This window comes from Bradyrhizobium sp. USDA 326 (assembly GCF_049739485.1).
Classification (GTDB): Bacteria; Pseudomonadota; Alphaproteobacteria; order Rhizobiales; family Xanthobacteraceae; genus Bradyrhizobium.
The window spans coordinates 3,490,970-3,509,362 of the sequence record NZ_JBMGQA010000001.1 but is presented as its reverse complement, the minus strand read 5'-3'; the positions used below and the strand labels follow the sequence as shown (position 1 = coordinate 3,509,362).

The window sequence follows — 18,393 nt, the reverse complement described above, 5'->3', positions numbered from 1 at the left end:
GCGCAACACTCCGCCATCGTCCCGCGCAAGCTATAGTCCATGCGCATGCGCCGTCTGCGGGATCGCACCCGATGCGCCGACGTCTTCATGTGAAATACGCCTCGATAATTTCCTGCATGCGCTCGGCTGAGTCCTGGAAATCCTCATCAGCAGCCAACGCAACAATCGGCACGCCGCCGACCTCCAGCGTATCAAGGATGATGTCGTCCGTAGAATTGAAGAACTGCACGGACCAGACATTCCTGATCCCGGTCGCCTGCACTCGGCAGGTGCTGTAGCCGTGCAACATGAGTTGGACCGGTCCATTGCCGAAGCTTTGCTGTAGGAATGCCAAGTCGATAATGCTCATTGGCAGTGACGTCAGATTGATGACATAGGCGTGCATGCCTAATCGCCAGACCCTCGCCCGCTCGCGTATTTCGGCCAGCACCGGTTGAACGTTCATCGCGCCATTCGGCGGCGTGCGGATCACAAGATCGGCGGACGTCAAGTCAGTTGCGGCACGCCGCACAATCTGCGGAATCGACCCGACCTCAACATATTCATGCGCAGGCTCCGCGCCGATGCGCACGCGCCAGATTCCCGCGAGCACGGACTCCCGGATTTGCGCCAAAGAGCCATCTGGCAGCGCAACCACGCCGGCCACCTCACCTTCTCCGAGCAATTCGTCAATCAACTTGCGTTCGCCATCGCTGAGATTTGCGAGCCCGTAAAGTTGTGTCCGAGCACCGCTTCTCTGACCGCGAACGGCAGCAGCGGCGTTTGCTAACAGCAAGGTGGCGTTCGGATAGTTCCTTCCACGCTCGTCCGCATCGCCCCAGGCGCGGCGGGCGAGCACACTCATGGGGCCGGTATGGAATACATCGAGACTCGCAGGGCCAGTGGCGAGGTCGCTCGTCGCCCGCTCAGCGCCGCCGGATACAGTGGGGATCGCCGTTTTCATGATGCGATGTTCCACTGCCTGTACCGAGAGGCAATGCACTTGCCGACCCAAGTGCTGGCGGCGTGTGCCCGAATGATCGGTACGGAGATGCGGTTGATCGCGAGCAAACGGCCCGATCTCTTGCCGACCAGGCAGAGTTCATCGTGCCTAGCGCATAGGCTCGGCGTCGACGGTCTACGTCGGCCGAGCCTGCCGACTCGTGTGCCATTAACGATGCGGGACACCACTGCGCCTTGCGTGCCTTGTCGAAACTTCTTGACAACTTTAGGAAGGAAGAACGCGAGCTGGATGATCCGGAGTTCGGCCGCGGACAGCGGCATCACAGTCACCGTCGCTTGAGCGTGCACGGCTAGGCGCGCATCGACGCTGACGCCCTCCACGTCGAACGGAGGGGGTCGCGCTGAACCATGCTGCTCCGGCTGCAATTTCATCAGACGCCTTTCTCATATTGTTCGCTTCTGCTAGCAGGCGGTTAGCAAGGCGCATGCCAATCATGCTCTGGCCGCAACTCGCGCTCGGAGCAACGGCGAAACGCCTGATATTTTCCAGGCAAACGTTACGTGCGATTGGAATTCGAATTGTGAGATCCCTTCAGTCGGCGCAAGTGAGCGGAACGGCTAGCGTAAGTGCTCCGGCAATTGTGGCTCGTGACCGATCAAGTCCGCAAAGAATCGATCGATGTCCTGGCCGTTGAGGCTGGCCTCAAGCCCGTCAAGTGCTTCCGAGATCAGCCTTGCTTCATTGTCGTCCAAAACCCGCACCGCGCTGTCGATATGAACGAGCACCTTGGCGCCGACCGGTACATCGGCGAGCAGCATGACCGAGACGCGCCGCTGTTCATTGCCATACTCGCACAGCGCCGTGATACCGTCGGTCTCGGCAATCGTCATTGGCAAGCCAAGGCACATTGTCAGTCTCAGGCCGCTAGACGGGCTGCGCCCTCATCTCATAATTCGCATGGTCAATATTGTTCGCCAACAGCCGTTCTGATGCAGGCAGCGGCGCGCCCCGCGGTTTTGCCGGCGAGCCCCACTGCGCTAGGAGCTTACAAGCCAGTTCAATCGCAGGCCCAATCTGAAAGCGCACCGGCGCGGTCAGAGGACCGCCCCAAGTCTCCAGGTCCAGTGGCTGACAGCCGATGAGAGCGAGCTCTCGCGGGCGGCGGCCAAGAAAATCGGCCGCGCTCAAGACCTCCTGAAAACCGGTCTGATGCAGGCTCACTTTCTTGGCACCAGTAAACTTTGGCACTTCGTCATCTCGTACAAGCTCCAACTGGCCGGGCGGCAATCCATAGTCGATGGCATCGAACACGACCACGCAATCGGCCTGTTCAAGAAAACTGACGAGGTAGAGTCCCTGGGTGCCGCCATCGAGGACGGTGACATTATTATCGACGGCGTAGCGGCTATGAAGCTCTTCGACCACTCGCACGCCGAAGCCCTCATCGGCCCACAAGATATTGCCGATGCCGAGCACGAGGATTCGTTTTTTGTCTTTCGGATTGAGCATTCGCTTCCCGGTCAATCGCCAAACCCGCGCTCAGCCGATCTTTTTGGAAAAGAAGCTGCGCCGCGATATGATGTCTTCCCGGATCACCGCGTAGATGTGGACCAGCGCAAACATCACGATGACCCACAGGCCGAGATGATGCAAGGTGTGGACGTCCTGACTGTTCGGCCAGATTGAAAACAGCCAGCCGAACACCTTGTACTGCCAGCTGTCAGTACCGGCACCTTGCCCATAAAGTGCAAAGCCAGTGACGACCATGAACGTGATCGTCTGTGTAAACATGAAGAACATTGCGAGCTGAGCAAGGCGATCGTGCCCGGGGCGCCTGTCAGGATCCCCTGTAAGGAACGCATACCAGAGTATCTCCTGATACACCTCCCGCCAGAAGCACCCGCGCCAGAGCGGCACGCAAAAGATCTGGATGGCATGCGCATTTCCCATCAAGGCCCAGTAGATGCGCAGAAGAAAGCCAACGCTGGCCACATATCCCGCCGCGAAATGGGCAAAGCGGATATAGCCGAACAGGAAATTGCCGCTTGCCTCTCCCTTCATCGCTGGTGTGCCGGTCCCAATAAGGTAGCCGGTTAAACTTAGTACCAGAATGGCCGCCGCGTTAGCCCAATGCCACAGTCGCACCGGCGCATAAACGTGGGCGACGCCACCGCCAATGCTGCGATCAGTCGGTGCCGCATCGTCGGCGGTGAGGAGCTTCCCCCTATCCAGCATGGACCTAACGCACTTTAACTGAAGCCATTTCTTGGCCCTCAGGACTCATCACGTGGGTCGAGCAAGCCAAGCACGGGTCAAAGGAATGGATCGTGCGCAAGATCTCCAGGGGCCGCTGCGGATCGGCCATCGGGGTACCGATCAGCGAAGCTTCAAAAGCGCCAATATTGCCTTTGGAATCCCGAGGAGAACCGTTCCACGTCGTCGGAACGACACATTGATAATTGTCGATCTTAGCGTCCTTGATCTTGATCCAGTGGCCGAGTGCACCGCGAGGCGCCTCAGTGAACCCGTAACCCTTGGCCTCCTTACGCCAGCTTTCCGGGCGCCACCTGCTAACGTCGGCAGTTGCCGTATTGCCTGCCTTGAGCTGGACTACGAGCTTATCCTGAAAATAACGCATCTGATGCGCCGCCCACTGGCATTCGAGCGCCCGCGCCGCTGTACGGCCAAGGGTCGAGAACAGCGCAGTCAGAGGCAGATTGAGCCGCTTGAGCAGTCTCTCGGCGGGATCCTTGAACTCGGCTTTCCCTTGCGCATAACCAATGATGTATCGCGCCAACGGCCCGACCTCGACGGCGTGGCCGCGCCAGCGCGGCGCTTTGATCCAGGAATACTTGCCGCCTTCGTCGAGTTCCTTGATATCTGTCTTGCTGCCTTTGAATTCTGGCCCCAGTTTAAAACTCGGCTCGGTAATGCCGTCCCAGGGATGCAGCCCACCGCAATCGCTGGGGTATTTATACCATGAATGCGCGACGAATTCCTGGATCTGCTCGGGATCACCATGGTCGATCGGCAGTATCTCCTTGAGATTGCCATTAAGAATGACCCCGCGCGGCAGCTTGAGACTTTTCGCAGAACAGTCATTGGCGTTTTCGGGGATGTCGCCATAGGACATCACGCTTTTGCTCGAAAGACCACCGCCGTGGAGCCAGTCCTTATAGAACGAGCAGATTGCAGCAATGTCGGGTAGATAGACCTGCTCGACAAACTCGATCGAGCGGGCGATGATCGAGGACACGATATTCAGTCGTTCCATATTGATCGCGCCCACCGCACCGATTCTGTCGATGTTGATCGCGCAGGGTACGCCGCCGACCAGCCAGTTCGGATGCGGGTTCTTGCCACCATAGATAGCTTGGATCTTGACAATCTCCTTCTGGAAGTCGAGCGCTTCCATATAATGAGCTACCGCCATCAGGTTTGCTTCCGGTGGTAGCTTGTAGGCCGGATGCCCCCAATAGCCATTCTTGAACGGACCGAGTTGCCCTGACCCGAAGAATTTGTTGAGCCGGATCTGAAAATCTCTGAAATAGCCGGGGGATGACAGCGGCCAAGGCGAGATAGACTGCGCCAGTGCGGAGGTCGACTTGGGATCGGCGTTGAGCGCGGAAACCACGTCGACCCAATCCAACGCATGCAAGTGATAGAAATGTACGAGGTGATCATGCACGAGCAAGCACAACTGCATGATGTTACGGATCGAATTGGCATTCTCCGGAATCACGATTCCTAGTGCATTTTCAACCGCGCGCACGGAGGCGAGCGCATGGGTGCCGGTGCAGACCCCGCAGATCCGCTCGGTGAACGCCCAGGCGTCGCGCGGATCGCGCCCGCGCAGGATGACTTCGATGCCACGCCACATTGTCCCGCTTGAGACCGCATTGCGGATTACATTGTCGGAATCGAGATTGGCTTCGACGCGCAGGTGGCCTTCGATCCGCGTCAGCGGATCGATGACGATTCGCCTGCCGGAACGATCGAGACTGAACCCGTTCGGCGTCTGGACGGCCACCGTCGTATCTCCTCAACTCGGTTTGCCTTTACCGGCCGCGCGATCCGGCTTGTGGGTCAACCGCTTCACGGCGGTGACCGCCGCATGGGCAGCAACCGTTAGCCCGAGCACCCCGGCAGCGGCCATGCCGATCTTGTCGGCGTTCTCCTCAATGCCGAACTGCTTGATGGTTGTAAGTCGGTCGTAAAATGACCCTTTGTCCCAGAAGCCGTCCTCAGAACAGCCGAGGCAGCCGTGACCGGATTGAACGGGAAATGAAACGCCGCCGTTCCACCGAACGGCCGAACAGGCATTGTAGGTGGTTGGCCCCTTGCAGCCCATCTTGTACAGGCAATAGCCCTTGCGGGCGTACCTATCGTCCCACTCTTCGACGAATTGGCCAGCGTCGAAATGGGAACGCCGATAGCACTTGTCGTGAATGCGCTCGGAATAAAACATACTTGGACGTCCTTGGCGATCGAGCTCCGGAAGCTTTCCGAACGTGACGATGAACGTCACGAGACCACTCATGATCTCTGCGATAGGAGGACACCCGGGCACCTTGATGATGGGCTTGTCGGTGATCACCTTATCGATTGGCGCCGCGCCAGTCGGATTGGGCTTGGCCGCTTGCACGCATCCCCAGGACGCACACGTGCCCCAAGCGATGATTGCCATGGCCCCTTCTGCCATCCACCTGAGCTTCTCAACGAACGGTTTGCCGCCGTCAATGCAGAACATGCCACCCTCCTTCAACGGCGGATTGCCTTCGACTGCGAGCACATACCTGCCTTTGTACTTGGCACGGGTTTCTTCCAGGATGGCCTCAGCCTGGTGTCCAGCCGCCGCCATGATCGTATCGTCATAGTCGAGCGAAATCATCGACAGCAGCGCGTCTTTAATCAAGGGATGGGCCGAGCGGATAAAGCTTTCCGAGCAACAGGTACACTCGAGCCCGTGCAACCAGATGACGGGCACACGCGGTTTGGTTTCGAGGGCATGGGCAATATTGCTTGCGGTGAGCGAACCAAGTCCCAAGCTCGCGGCCGTCACACTACAGAATTTGTGGAAACTACGGCGCGTGATACCCTGACGTCTGATCACGCTGTAGAACGTTTCCGTTGCATCATCCATGAAACCTTCCAAGTGAGTAGTCGTGGCCGTTACGAATTACTGACGTTTAGCAAGAACCAGGCCAGCGAAGCGAAACACTTAAGACATCAAGCGACCGCCGAAATTTGCGCAATTGTGAACCCGGCCACGTGCCAGCCCCTTTGCCATGGATCTGTCATGCTGATGGTGTTCAGTTTTGAAGATGTGAGCACTTGAACAAATCAGCAGGAAGGTTCACCACTGCACGGGGACTAACCTACAATCGCGACACTCGTCAGCCCGATTGTCGAATAGAATTGGCGCAGTGGACGGGCACCGCACTGCCCGCTCCCAATCAGGCCTGCCGATTGCTGACCAACGAGGCGTTCAAGCTCTCATGATCGCGACTGCACAGGCAGCCCGTCCAAAAGCGGCCGTCGAGCGAGGAAGAGAGGCCGCAATGGACCGAGCCGCGATGCGCCCCGCTGACGTTGCTTTGGGAGCTGGTCAACTCGATCTGATTTTGGTAAAAGCGCCTCCTCGCACCTCATCGCAACGGCGCTGTGGGCAAGAGACCGGACGTTTAATATCATCTAGGAGCGTTCATCGCACAAGCCAATCGGTGGCAAGGCGCGACGTCGCGGCGCATCGCGACACTCACCCGCTTGCAGGAGCTTCTTCGCGACAGCGGAGGCGATCGTGTCTTGAAGCATTGGTGCGATCCATCCGACGCGGATAGAAGGCAACGGCGCCTACATTCAGTCGACATCGATCCGTATTAGCAACACTGCCTGTCTGCTACCCAAAACGGATCATCGAGCTTTTCGAGGGAAAGTGAAATCATCGGAGTATCGCGGCATAGACGATATACTGGACTTGTTCGCGGTAGTACTTCCGGATTTCCCCGGGCGCCGCCGTTCCGACCACCACGACCAGACGCTCTTTTGGGTCGCAGAAAAATTGTGTGCCGTAGGCGCCGGTCCAGGTGAACTCTCCTGGATTGCCCGGAACCGCTGAAAGCCCCCCGGCTAGCCGTACAGCCACTCCAAGCCCGAACCCGAAGCCGGCACGGTGCGCTTCCACATTGGCGACTTTATTTTGATTCCTGGCCCGAGGTGGTTGGAGATCATGTGGCGCACCGTCCTCGGACCAAGAATCCGCTGCCCATCGAGCTCCCCGCCGTTGAGCAGCATTTGTCCAAAGCGCACGTAGTCACCGACTGTCGCAAATGCGCATGCTCCCCCGCGGTCAAACTTCGTCTGGCTTTCGAGGAGTTCGATGTCTTGCGGCTTTCCCGTCAGCGGGTCCTCCGAAAAATGGACGCGCGAGGCGCTCGCGTTGCCATTCCGACAAACGGAAAGTGGCATCTTGTATTTTGATGGGCTTCCATAGATTGCGGATGAGATAGTCGCCCAATCGCTGTTCGCTGACCCTGTTCAATGACAGCTCCCAGCACATCGGTCGAGAAGCCGTATTCGAATTCCGTCCCCGGTTGGTGCGCTAGCGGCAGCTTGGTAATCGCTTCGATGAAAGCCTGCTTATCGCCCCTTAGGGGCGGGTCGGCGAAACCGGGATAGAGACGCGCCACTTGGTCTGAGCTGTCGGGCGCACCGTAGGTGAGTCCGGTTGTGTGGCGATAAAGATCGTGGATGTAGATCGCAGAACTCTGCGTTTGAAATATTAATGATCCGTCATGCTGTGGCACTGCCACCTTCATGTTTGCGAATTCCGGGTAGTAATCCGTAAGCTTGGCGTGTAGAGGAAGGCGACCTTCCTCCATAAGGATGAGCCCAGCAACGGCCACCATCGGTTTGGTCATAGAAGCAAGCGCGAAGAGCGCATCGAGCCGCATCGGGCTTCCTTTTACGGGGTCGAGTTGGCCGTACGCTTTGTAGTGAATCAGCTTGCCGTCTCTCGCGATTGCAATCACCGCGCCCGGCACGCGTTTGCTTGCAATCTCGCGAGCGAAGAACTCGTCTAGCTTGGCAAGGCGCTGCTGAGAAACGCCGACCTCATCGGCCGCTGCTTCGGGCAGAGGCGCGGAGTGCACCGAATTGAGAGCGAATGCAGCAGCTGCCGTGGCTATAGCAAGCTTGTTCATTGTACCCTCGGAAGGATGGATGGGCCCAGTTTGCAAGACTGCCGCCCGCATTAGGATGTCGGGCGGCAGTCCTAAGACGATTAGGTGCCCCTCCTGGCACAGTGTCTGTCGATGAGCGCTAAAGTGAAGATTGTCGTAAAGGCGAACATCACCATACCACCAGCAATCACACTTGCCTCACGCCAGCGCGACGCTTGGACGTAGTCTACGACGTAGGCCGACAACACCTTAGTGCGCCCAGGAATATTGCCGCCGATCATCATCACGACGCCGAATGTGCCGATCGTATGAGAAAAGCCAACCACGGCGGCTTTAACAAATTCCAATCGCGCCAGTGGCGCGGTGATGGGGATGAAGGCATACAACGGCGAAACGCGCCCGGTCGTCTCCAAGGGGAAATCGCCTATCGCAACAAAGGCGTTACGGATCGGCTACACGACTAACGGCAGCGCCGAGAGGACCGATCCGACCACGATTCCGGCGAAAGTAAAGGCCAGCGTGCGCTCGCCCCAGAAAGAGGCGAGAACGCCACCCGGTCCGTGGGGGCCGAGCAAAACGAGGACGCAAAAGCCGAGAGCCGTTGGCGGCAGCACCAGCGGCAGGGCGATCAACGTGGCCACCGCCTCGCTCGCAAAGGTCTTTGAGCGCGCTAGCCACCAAGCCAGGGGCACACCAATCAAGAGAAGGATCACGGTCGTCAAGCTGGCGAGCTCAATCGTGAGCGCAAGGGATTGCGAAATCTCTGCCCAAACCACATCCATCTGCGTCAGCCCGCCAGGGAGCGCGGGCCGACGTATCCTGACAGTGATGGCCTGCACGTGCGGCTCACGCGGCGCGGTGGCGCGAATCGCCCGTTGGTCGCGCGGCAGCTCGTGGCGGCCGCCAAATTCACGCGCTTCGTTTGTGCAAGCAAGAGCGGCATTGCAAGCCTCATCGACAACTCCTGTGGCAGGTCCGCTTCGGTTCATATGACGGCGGCAACTTCTCATTTGTCATCAGCAATTCCTGTGCCGGGTACGAACAGTGGCAGCTCTATGCTCAGCGAGAGAAATTCGCGTGGACGGCGACGTCACTTTGGAGTGGACCTAACACTCTGTTAGGTTTCCGGCACCTTTGTTTCCGAGCAGACAGCGACGGCCCTGCAAGGAAGCGTTAGAAATTGTCAGCCGAAGAGATCCCTGTGTGGTTGGTCGACGGCTCGCCGCGCCGGTAGTGGAGCGGACCGCAGGAAGCCCGTCGTTTGGCAGCAACAGGAACGGGTAGCCGATAACTCGTTGTAAGCTGCTTCTGCGACGGCGCAAAAGGCGCGAGGGGCCGTGAGCGAAGCCGGCCTCGTGACCGCCCTGGCCAATGCGGATCGTCAGCACAGGCCTGGAGACAAACGCCCCCGTGCACATCGAGCTTTGCCGGTAGTTCCTACATCAATGGCTTTTACGAACAATCTTGTTTTCCAAGCCGCGCTTCCATCCGGCAAATGCGTGCAATCCAAACTATCGATTTTACCGATGCCACGTGTTGTTGCATCGATCTCAGCACTGTGTGCATATCGAGCACGCTAAGGCTCCCAGTCGAGACGTAACTCCGCCAATGCGCGCTACGCTGCAATTATTTTTTCGACCTTGCGAATGCGGTCCGCGCTCGACTCAGCCAATCCCGCCCAGGCAGACGACTTGTCCACGACTGATCAATCGGCCGCCGCTTAGGCATCTGGTGCATATCTTGCTTAACGAGAATGGACAACGTAACTACACGCCTGCCTTTGGAAGGACGCGCCGGCTCCCGGAACCGTCTTCAATCGGACACGGCTAAAATGATGAGTCTCGTATGACGCTGCCGCCTCTGAAGCGCGGCGGCTCACATTCGAGTATATTCGGGAAGGAAGCGTCATGACCACCATGGCAACTGCGGCGCCTGCACGCGCGTCGCAAGCTTGGTATAAGATACTCTACGTTCAGGTGCTGATCGCGATCTTTATGGGCGCCGTGGTCGGCTGCCTCTGGCCATCTCTAGCCACCAACGACTGGATTAAGGCCCTCGGTGACGGGTTCATCAAGCTCATCAAGATGGTGATCGCGCCGATTATTTTCTGCACCGTCACATCTGGTATTGCGCATATTCAGGATGCGAAGAAAGTGGGGTGCGTCGGCGTGAAGGCGCTGTTCTATTTCGAGATCGTGTCCAGCTTTGCCTTGCTGTTGGGCCTTGTTATGGGCAATCTCGTCCAAATCGGCCATGGCCTTGCGGTCAAGCCGGATGCTGCGGCGGTCGCCAATTACGTCAAGCAGGCGGAAGCTTCGAAGACCGTCGACTTTTTTCTCAACATCATTCCCGATAGCGTGGTCGGCGCCTTCGCTCGCGGGGATGTTCTGCAGGTTCTACTGTTCGCGATCCTTTTCGGCTTTTCTCTGATGGCTCTGGGAAAACGTGGGGAGCGGCTGCGCGGCATGATTGACGACGTCGCGCACGCAGTGTTCGGCGTAATCGCTATTGTAATGAAAGCGGCCCCGGTCGGCGCCTTCGGCGCCATGGCGTTCACGGTCGGCAAGTTTGGGCCGGCAGCACTCGGTAATTTGATCGGTCTGATCGCGCTGTTTTACGCAACAGCCGCGCTGTTTGTTGTGGTGGTGCTCGGCCTGATCGCGCGCCTCGTCGGTTTTTCGATTTTCAAGTTTCTTGTCTATATCAAAGACGAGATTCTGATCGTGCTCGGTACGTCATCCTCCGAAAGCGCGCTGCCGCAATTGATGGAGAAGCTCGAGCGGCTGGGCTGCTCGAAGACGGTCGTCGGACTGGTGGTGCCAACTGGCTATTCCTTCAACCTCGACGGCACCAACATCTACATGACACTTGCAACCTTGTTCATTGCCCAGGCACTCGGGGTCGATCTCTCCTTTAACCAGCAGCTCACGATCTTGCTCGTGGCAATGCTAACGTCGAAGGGAGCGAGCGGCGTCACCGGCGCTGGCTTCATCACCCTCGCTGCGACATTGTCGGTGGTAAACCCAGCGCTTGTGCCGGGCATGGCAATCGTATTTTCGATCGACAAGTTCATGAGCGAGGTGCGCGCCCTGACGAACATCATCGGCAATGGCATCGCAGCCGTGTTCGTATCCTGGTGGGAAGACGAGCTAGAGCACGGAACGCTGCAGGCTCGGCTCAACCAGCCCACAGTTTCGACCACTATCGACCCTACAAGCACAATGAAGTAGGTCCCGGATCTTAACCGCCACCATCCGAACACGAATTGAATGCAAGAGACACATTTCTCGTACTTCGAATCGGCCAAGCCGACTTAAGGCGAGCCGGCACTGTCTCGTGCGCTCTCCAGTGCACAGCTCTTGCTCCGCGTCGCCGCCAGGCAGCTGCCCCTGAAAAGCACGCGATCAAAGAACTAGGGGCTTCTTCAAGGCGCCTCCTTGGGTGGTCACGGCTACCGTCCATCTGAATGCGGCGAGTCGTCCACACCGTCGGTTCGGTGTCATGTCGGCGCTCGATTCCACCGAAACCAATTGGAGACGACTCCTCCGCAGCTAGGCGTGATGGCCTAATCGCCAGGTGGTTCGCGCAACTTGGCCTTCCTGTCTCGGCACATGAACGTTGCGCTTTCCTCCGCAGAACCGACTGTGCCGGCGAGATGAGTGGTTCGCCCGCTTGTTTCTGTTCGTTGCCGGTCCGGAGACCCGCCTGATCGTTTCGCTTCAACCTCTCGGCTGAACAAAAACCGCTGTCCTCGTCCGCGGGCGTAAAGGGGGTGCATCGGCTCGCAGGCTCGAGCGACTGCCGGCAAGGCTATCGGCAGGGGAGCAAAGCAGAGGTTTCAGCTTCGACTGCCGCAGGGTCAGCGACGCCTCATCGAAAGATTTAGGACAACTATACGTACGTTTATGATGCGTTTTTTCCCCGCGCGTGCTGAGTTCGGCCGCAGGTGATCAATCTCGGACACGCTCGATCCAAGCGTCGAGGATTGCCCCATTTTTGCCTAAAATGCTATAGCTCTCCCGCCGGAGAACAGGCCGGACGGTCTCAAAATGTCTATCCAGATCAGCAGTCTTAAACGTTCAGCCCCTCAGTTGACCTTCGGCGGCATAACCTTAGCCGCTGTTACACTGAGTTGCGTGTACCTTAATGCCCATTTCGCCGCGACGGCGTTCGCCTATTTGTTAGTAGTCTTGCTATTTTCGTTGATGGGCAGCTTCATCGCGTCATCCGCGCTTTGCATCATGGCAATCGCTGCTCTCGCATACTACTTTGCGCCGCCGGCGTTCAGCCTACAAATCGATGACCCCCGCGATCTTCCAGTGGTTGTCGCATTCTTTATTGTGTCAATCGTAGGAACGTACTTGATCGGAAAGCTCCGCCAGGAAAGAGAGGCTGCGCGTGTGGCTGCGGTCAAGCTTCAGCGGAGTGCGGCGGATTTGGAGGATCGTGAAAAACGGTGGCGAGCAATCTTCGAGCACAATCCGGCCATGTACTTCATGGTCGACGAAGCCGGCACTGTCCTTAACGTCAATACATTCGGCGCGACCCAACTCGGCTATGCTCCTGCAGAACTGATCGGCCACTCCGTGCTCTGCATATTTCTTGAGGAGGATCGCGCATTCGTTCACAAATGCATTCGGGCGTGCCTTGAGGATATTGGACAATCGCGCATGTGGGACGTCCAGAAAGTCAGGAAGGACGGCTCCGTATTGTGGGTACGTGAAAACGCCAAGGCCATGCTTTGGGCCGACGACCGGCCTATTGTCCTTATCGCCTGCGAAGATGTCACGGAGCGAAAGCAGACCGAACTTGCCCTGCAGCGGAGCGAAGCGCATTTGGCTCAAGCGCAGGAGTTGAGTCATACAGGCAGCTTCAGCTGGAACGCCACCACTGGCGAGGCGTTCTGGTCAAAGGAAACATTTCGGATTTTCCAATTGGATCCTCAAACGACTCCCTCGCCGCAGCTTGTCGTTGATCGCACTCACCCAGATGATCGGGCTTCGGTTAAACAGGTTATCGATGGAGCGATGCGGGAGTTGAGCGATTTCGAGCACGAATATCGATTGCGGCTACCAGACGGCTCTGTGAAGCACATCCATGCGAAGGCACGGCTTACGAGAACCGCTTCTGGTGAAATCGAGTTTGTTGGGGCAGCTACCGATATTACGGCAGCGAGGAGAGCAGAACAGCAGTTGCGTCGCAGCGAGGCCTATCTGGCCGAGGCCCAGCATCTCACCCACACAGGCAGCTGGTCTTGGGACGTCCACGGTCTAGATTTCGTTTATCGCTCCGCGGAAGTTGATCGACTGTTTGGCTTTAACCCGCAAGAGCCGGTATCGATAGAGACCATTCGCTCGCGCATCCATCCGGAAGACTTGCCGCGGTTACAGGAGGTGCAGCGCCAGGCGAGAGAAAAGGAGCAGGAGCGGTTCGAGTATGATTTCCGTGTTCTTCTGCCAGATGGCGGGATACGGCGTATACACTCCGTTGCGCATGTTGTCGTCGCTAGCGATGGTAAGGTCAGCGAGCTGATTGGAACACATATGGATGTCACCGATCAACACGCAGCTAGGGAACGCCTGGAAAACACACTTGTCGCGCTGCGCGAAAGCGAACAGCGCTTTCGCGACTACGCCGAGACAGCTTCCGACTGGCTCTGGGAGACCGGTCCAGATCATCGGGTCACTCGCTTATCCGAGCACACCAGCACTGCAGGAATTTTGGCCACAGGATTGATAGACCTGCTTCGCTGGGAGATTGCGTGCGACGTCGAAGACGAGCCCGAAAAGTGGCGGCAGCACCGGGCGACGTTGCAGGCGCATCAGCCGTTTCGGGATCTGGTCTACCGCACGGTGAATAGGACGGGATCTCCGATCTACGTGCGCACGAGTGGCAAACCTTTCTTCGACGGAAACGGCAATTTTCTGGGTTACCGTGGCGTCAGCACTGACATCACGGCCATTATTCGCGCCGATCAGGCCGAACAAGACCTGCGAAAGGCACAGGCGGAGCTTGCCCATGTGACGCGCGTAACGACGTTAGGAGAACTGACAACCTCCATCGCGCACGAGATAAACCAGCCACTCGCCGCTATTCTCACCAACGCCGATGCGTGCATCGGATGGATGGCTCGCGAAGCTCCTGATCTTGCCGAAGCGCGCTCTTCAGTGGAATGGATCATCGAAGACGCGATCCGGGCAAGCGAGGTGATCCGTAGTGTTCGCGCACTCGCGAAGAAAGGCGAGATTGAGATGGTGCCGCTCGACATTAATGATGTCGTCAGGGACGTCATTGCGCTGATAACACGAGAGCTGGTGAGCCACCGGGTGACGTTGCGAACCGAGTTGACGGCCGTGCTGCCTAGGATCCTGGGTGATCGAATTCAGCTACAACAGGTGATCATCAATCTGGTAATGAACGGAATCGAGGCGATGGACGCAATTACAGACCGGCCGCGCGAACTTCTGATTAAATCATCCAAGGACGATCTGGGGCGCGTGCAGCTTGCCGTGGCCGATTGCGGCGTCGGGATCGCTGAGAAGGACGCTGACCACGTCTTGGATCCCTTCTTCACCACCAAGTCGAGTGGCCTTGGAATGGGACTTTCGATCTGCCGTTCTATCGTGGAAGCTCACGGAGGGCGGCTATCGTTTCTTCAGAAAGATGAACCGGGCGCGACCTTCCAGTTTGTCCTGCCCGTGCATAAGGAGGCCATCCAGTGACAGGACCATTTGACTCGCCAAGTGAGGGTAGCAGTGCCGAGGCCTCGACGAAGGCGATCGTCTTTGTCGTTGAGGATGACATCTCAGTGCGCCGCTCGCTTACTAATCTCTTTAAACAGGTAGGATTGGAGGCCGTTGCGTTCGGATCGGCCCGGGAAATGCTGCAGAGCACAATTCCGGACGTCCCAAGCTGTCTAGTTCTTGATGTCCGGCTGCCGGGCCTGAGCGGCCTTGACTACCAGACCGAGCTGGCCAGGTTGAACATACAAATCCCCATCATTTTCATCACCGGTCATGGCGACATTCCCATGACCGTCAGGGCCATGAAGGGAGGTGCGGTCGATTTTCTCAGCAAGCCCTTCCGCGATCAGGAACTGCTTGATGCTGTGGTTGCGGCGACCGAACGCGATCGCAAAAGACGGGAAGCTCAGCGGACCGTCGCGAACCTGCAGTCTTTATTTGAGACCTTAAGCCCGCGAGAGCAGGCGGTGATGAAACTGGTCACGGCCGGCCTGATGAACAAGCAGGTAGCCGCCGAACTTGGGCTCGCCGAGATTACCGTCAAGATCTACCGGGGTCACGTCATGAAAAAGATGCGTGCCCGGTCGCTCGCCGAGCTGATCAGAATGAGCGAGACGCTGGGGCTCCGCGCAAATCGTCCCGAACAAACGCAAGTATGATTTTACAGCTTCATCTCTCCAGCCCATCTTTCGCCGAAGGTGGCTAGTGCTTTGGCAGCCGCTGTTCCCGCGTCAGGAGGGCTCATCTTGTCCACGCCTTTGATTTCCGTCGTTGACGACGACGCCTCAGTCCGTGCGGCGACAGGGAACCTCTTAAAATCGCGTGGCTACGTCGTGCAGATATTTGCTTCGGCCGAGGCGCTCCTGCAGTCGCCGCAGTTGAACGAGATATCCTGTGTCATTACCGATGTGCAGATGTCGACTATGAGCGGGCTGGAGCTGCTGGAACAGATGCGGACGCGTGGTTACGAAGCACCTTTCATTTTCATTACCGCTTTCCCCAGCGAGCGTGTGCGCACGTCAGCCCTGGACGCGGGAGCAATTGGCTTCCTCGCCAAACCATTTGGCGGACAAGAGTTACTTAAGTGCCTCGACAGCGCACTGAAGGCATCTGGCGCCCGAGGCGATATCTGATTCCAACCTGCAGCTTGAGTTCATGTCCGATCTAAACGCTCGTGGGCGACAATCACGCCACCTGGCAACGTCTTCGCAGTCCGAACCCGGGCTTACTATAAATATGCTAGCGGCCAGCAATTTCTTGCCCGTCCACGCTTTACGGACATGGGAGGCTGCAGAACAGTCTATCCTGCGAGAGACGCTGGCACGCCAACTCGACTGATTCCACGCCAACGCTCATCGTAAGGCTGACCCAGAGCCGTCGTTGCGCTAAAGCACTTCTTAGCTCCATCTGGAGCGAGGCTATATATTCCATTGCAGAGTGCCGAGATGGCCCGGCAAGCACGAGATTGGCTGTGCAGCCCCACAGCGGTGACGATGACAACGGAGCTTCGCTCAGCAGCCCCCCCATGTATTGGGCATCCCTTTTCTGGTGAGAGCGTTCTGCACTATGCTCGTGCTCACCGCATCGTTACGTCCGTTGACGCTTGCGGGGCCCGGCTTGTCCGTTGGGCGGCCGCTTCGCTGTACATTGTTGCGACTGACTATCGTCAGGCGCCCACGCCGTTATTTCTTCGCGAGCTTCATCTGCGGAAGAGTTGTGGTCCCAGCCGTCCAACGTGCTCGGCGCCACACGTGCCGGCCAAACGGCCGGCCCCGGGGTCACAACAGGTCGTCGCCGCAGGCGAGCATTCTCAGCAATAGGCTTGTACAAGAAGCCCTACTTCCCAGGCGCGAACAATCAGCAACTGCTAAGCCAAAGGAGAACTGAGGAGAGAGCATTCTGAGTCAAACGAGGAACTCTGAGCTAAACGCCGCCGCCGCCGCAGAGAAGTGCGGAGCAGGCTAGAGAGGTGCGGGACACGCCGACCAGCACCACGTCGGCCTCGTCGAGACCTTCGACGTGCTGACCATCGTCGTGAATCATCGTGTAGTTCAAGGCGTCGATGCGCTTGAAATATTCCGCATTGAGCACGTGCTGGGCACCGACTCGGCCGGTGGTCGCCGCGCCCAGATAGGCTTCAAACAGCTGCATCACCGGACCGATGATCGACAGGCTCAGAACGTTGATCTGCTTGCACTTATCCTCGAGTCTCGCGACCAGATCCTTCTCGAGCAGGGTGAACAGCACGATCCCGGGCGCTTCCTCGATCTCATCGAGCACGCGGTCGAGCTGCTTCTGACTGCGCACCAGCGGATAGACGTGCTCGACCGGCGTCACGTTGGCGTATTGGGCCGCAACCGCGCGCGCCATCGATTTCTTCCACGAGGCCAAATGCCGGCAATTCCATGGTCACATGAAATCATCCTCATAATCGTATGTTGAAGCACTCGCTGGCATCTCGACTTTACGGTCTTGGCTGTCGTCAGCTTTGCGAAGATACCGCGAAGCGGTGCCTTCTCGCTGCCACTTGCCGTCGCCATTCCTCACCCACTTGTCTGACTTCACTGGGTCGAGAACCATGTTATCGGCGTCAACCTCGACGAACCCCATCTTTGCAGCACGGGCTCTTGCCTCCGGATTAGCCGGACGCAAATTCAGCAGTGGCCGTTCACCGGCCATTCCAAGTTGATGCTCGAGCAGAATATCGCCGGCGTTCTCGACAAGAGGATGAACGACCTGGAGATCTACAGTGGCGGTCGTCCCAGGTCGCCCGGGAAACAGCTCCTGCCACTTTTCCACGTCAAAATTCGTCATGCTGTCGCCCCCTTCCATTCGAAGAAGACCGACACTCTTGTTTCCTAATTGATAGCTGAAGTATCGCGCATTTACAGAATCTTGAGTTGTTCCATACTCCTCAGCAACCTCTGCAGTTCGCGCCGCTTTCTGAGAGACGAAGTCCGAATATTCTTGTGGGTTATCGGCGATTTTCCTGATTTCGTCGCTGTGATAGCCCTCTGCTGCTTTTCTGAACGACCTCTTATCGATCTCTACGACAGGCGGGCTTGAATCAAGCCAATAGGGCCGTGCTGCCGAAGTCGAAGTACCGCTGGAGTTTGGCGGGGCTAAGCGCAGTTGCCGAAACGCATCCGCGAAAGTGTCTGCGTCGTTTTGCTCATCAGCCTCGTCAAGGGGAGAGGATGTGAAATAAGACGAGCCATTGATCCGATTATACATGGCAATTGGTACTCCGGTCGGACATGCAGTTTCCACGTCTAGTTCAGGCTTGCTAGGCCATGCGGCGCAGATAGGGACTCGGGCTTACCAAAACCTGACGTGATGCTGTTGGCCGCCCTCACGTTAGCGGACACAGGACCTGCTTCTAATGGAACGGCGGCGCGCTCGCCCACTGCCATTCACTAGGTCGGATGAGAAGCGAGCAGTGCGAGGATCCGCCTCCATTGGGAACGGTCGATTGACCATTCACCTGCGGACGCCAATCAGATCCTTCCCATAGATCGCGATACTA

The 18,393-nt window shown here is 57.7% G+C and carries 12 protein-coding genes and 3 pseudogenes; 4 read left to right on the top strand and 11 right to left on the bottom strand.

From position 1 onward, the window contains the following. Window positions 1-85: 85 nt before the first annotated feature. The 9 genes and pseudogenes from ABIG06_RS16655 to ABIG06_RS16615 all read right to left on the bottom strand — a co-directional run bounded on the left by ABIG06_RS16655 (window position 86) and on the right by ABIG06_RS16615 (window position 8,906). A complete protein-coding gene (locus tag ABIG06_RS16655; RefSeq protein ID WP_199752371.1) occupies window positions 86-943 on the bottom strand; it encodes a hydrogenase expression/formation protein in 858 nt (285 codons plus the stop codon). Then, entirely contained in the window at window positions 940-1,374 is a 435-nt protein-coding gene (locus ABIG06_RS16650) for a hypothetical protein (RefSeq protein WP_036031275.1), read from the bottom strand. Before ABIG06_RS16650 ends, ABIG06_RS16655 begins: the two co-directional genes overlap by 4 nt. 186 nt (window positions 1,375-1,560) lie before the next feature. Beyond that, window positions 1,561-1,851: a HypC/HybG/HupF family hydrogenase formation chaperone gene (locus tag ABIG06_RS16645; protein ID WP_036031272.1), complete on the bottom strand. Its 291-nt coding sequence runs from the start codon at window positions 1,849-1,851 to the stop codon at window positions 1,561-1,563. Between the two features lie 16 nt (window positions 1,852-1,867). Continuing rightward, entirely contained in the window at window positions 1,868-2,452 is a 585-nt protein-coding gene (locus tag ABIG06_RS16640; RefSeq protein WP_124163595.1) for a HyaD/HybD family hydrogenase maturation endopeptidase, read from the bottom strand. Window positions 2,453-2,482: 30 nt separating this feature from the next. Continuing rightward, entirely contained in the window at window positions 2,483-3,178 is a 696-nt protein-coding gene (cybH, locus tag ABIG06_RS16635; RefSeq protein WP_199752369.1) for a Ni/Fe-hydrogenase, b-type cytochrome subunit, read from the bottom strand. Between the two features lie 4 nt (window positions 3,179-3,182). Next, on the bottom strand, window positions 3,183-4,973 hold the full coding sequence (locus ABIG06_RS16630) for a nickel-dependent hydrogenase large subunit (protein ID WP_124163593.1): 1,791 nt from the start codon (window positions 4,971-4,973) through the stop codon (window positions 3,183-3,185). Between the two features lie 12 nt (window positions 4,974-4,985). Further along, window positions 4,986-6,086 carry a hydrogenase small subunit gene (locus tag ABIG06_RS16625; RefSeq protein ID WP_124163592.1) on the bottom strand — a complete coding sequence of 367 codons (1,101 nt, stop codon included), beginning with the start codon at window positions 6,084-6,086 and terminating at the stop codon, window positions 4,986-4,988. Between the two features lie 798 nt (window positions 6,087-6,884). Continuing rightward, window positions 6,885-8,145, bottom strand: a pseudogene (locus ABIG06_RS16620) (serine hydrolase domain-containing protein). 80 nt (window positions 8,146-8,225) lie between these two features. Further along, window positions 8,226-8,906, bottom strand: a pseudogene (locus ABIG06_RS16615) (molybdate ABC transporter permease subunit). A gap of 1,125 nt (window positions 8,907-10,031) precedes the next feature. Here ABIG06_RS16615 and dctA point away from each other — a divergent pair. The 4 genes from dctA (at window position 10,032) to ABIG06_RS16595 (ending at window position 16,000) form a co-directional block, all read left to right on the top strand. Next, the gene (gene dctA / locus ABIG06_RS16610; protein ID WP_050996256.1) at window positions 10,032-11,354 is read left to right on the top strand and encodes a C4-dicarboxylate transporter DctA; all 1,323 of its coding nucleotides are present in this window, start codon (window positions 10,032-10,034) and stop codon (window positions 11,352-11,354) included. Between the two features lie 819 nt (window positions 11,355-12,173). Beyond that, entirely contained in the window at window positions 12,174-14,846 is a 2,673-nt protein-coding gene (locus tag ABIG06_RS16605) for a PAS domain S-box protein (protein WP_124163591.1), read from the top strand. Then, window positions 14,843-15,526 (top strand): response regulator transcription factor, encoded by a 684-nt coding sequence (locus ABIG06_RS16600; protein ID WP_124163590.1) that lies wholly within the window; start codon window positions 14,843-14,845, stop codon window positions 15,524-15,526. The genes ABIG06_RS16605 and ABIG06_RS16600 overlap by 4 nt, the downstream gene beginning before the upstream one ends. An 87-nt stretch (window positions 15,527-15,613) precedes the next feature. After that, on the top strand, window positions 15,614-16,000 hold the full coding sequence (locus tag ABIG06_RS16595; protein ID WP_199752367.1) for a response regulator transcription factor: 387 nt from the start codon (window positions 15,614-15,616) through the stop codon (window positions 15,998-16,000). A 793-nt stretch (window positions 16,001-16,793) separates the two neighbouring features. Here ABIG06_RS16595 and ABIG06_RS16590 read toward each other — a convergent pair. Continuing rightward, window positions 16,794-17,240: pseudogene (locus ABIG06_RS16590) on the bottom strand (kinase/pyrophosphorylase); the annotation flags it as partial. Between the two features lie 36 nt (window positions 17,241-17,276). Beyond that, complete coding sequence (locus tag ABIG06_RS16585; RefSeq protein WP_124163589.1) at window positions 17,277-18,101, bottom strand: Effector protein NopP; 825 nt, start codon at window positions 18,099-18,101, stop codon at window positions 17,277-17,279. Window positions 18,102-18,393: the final 292 nt, after the last annotated feature.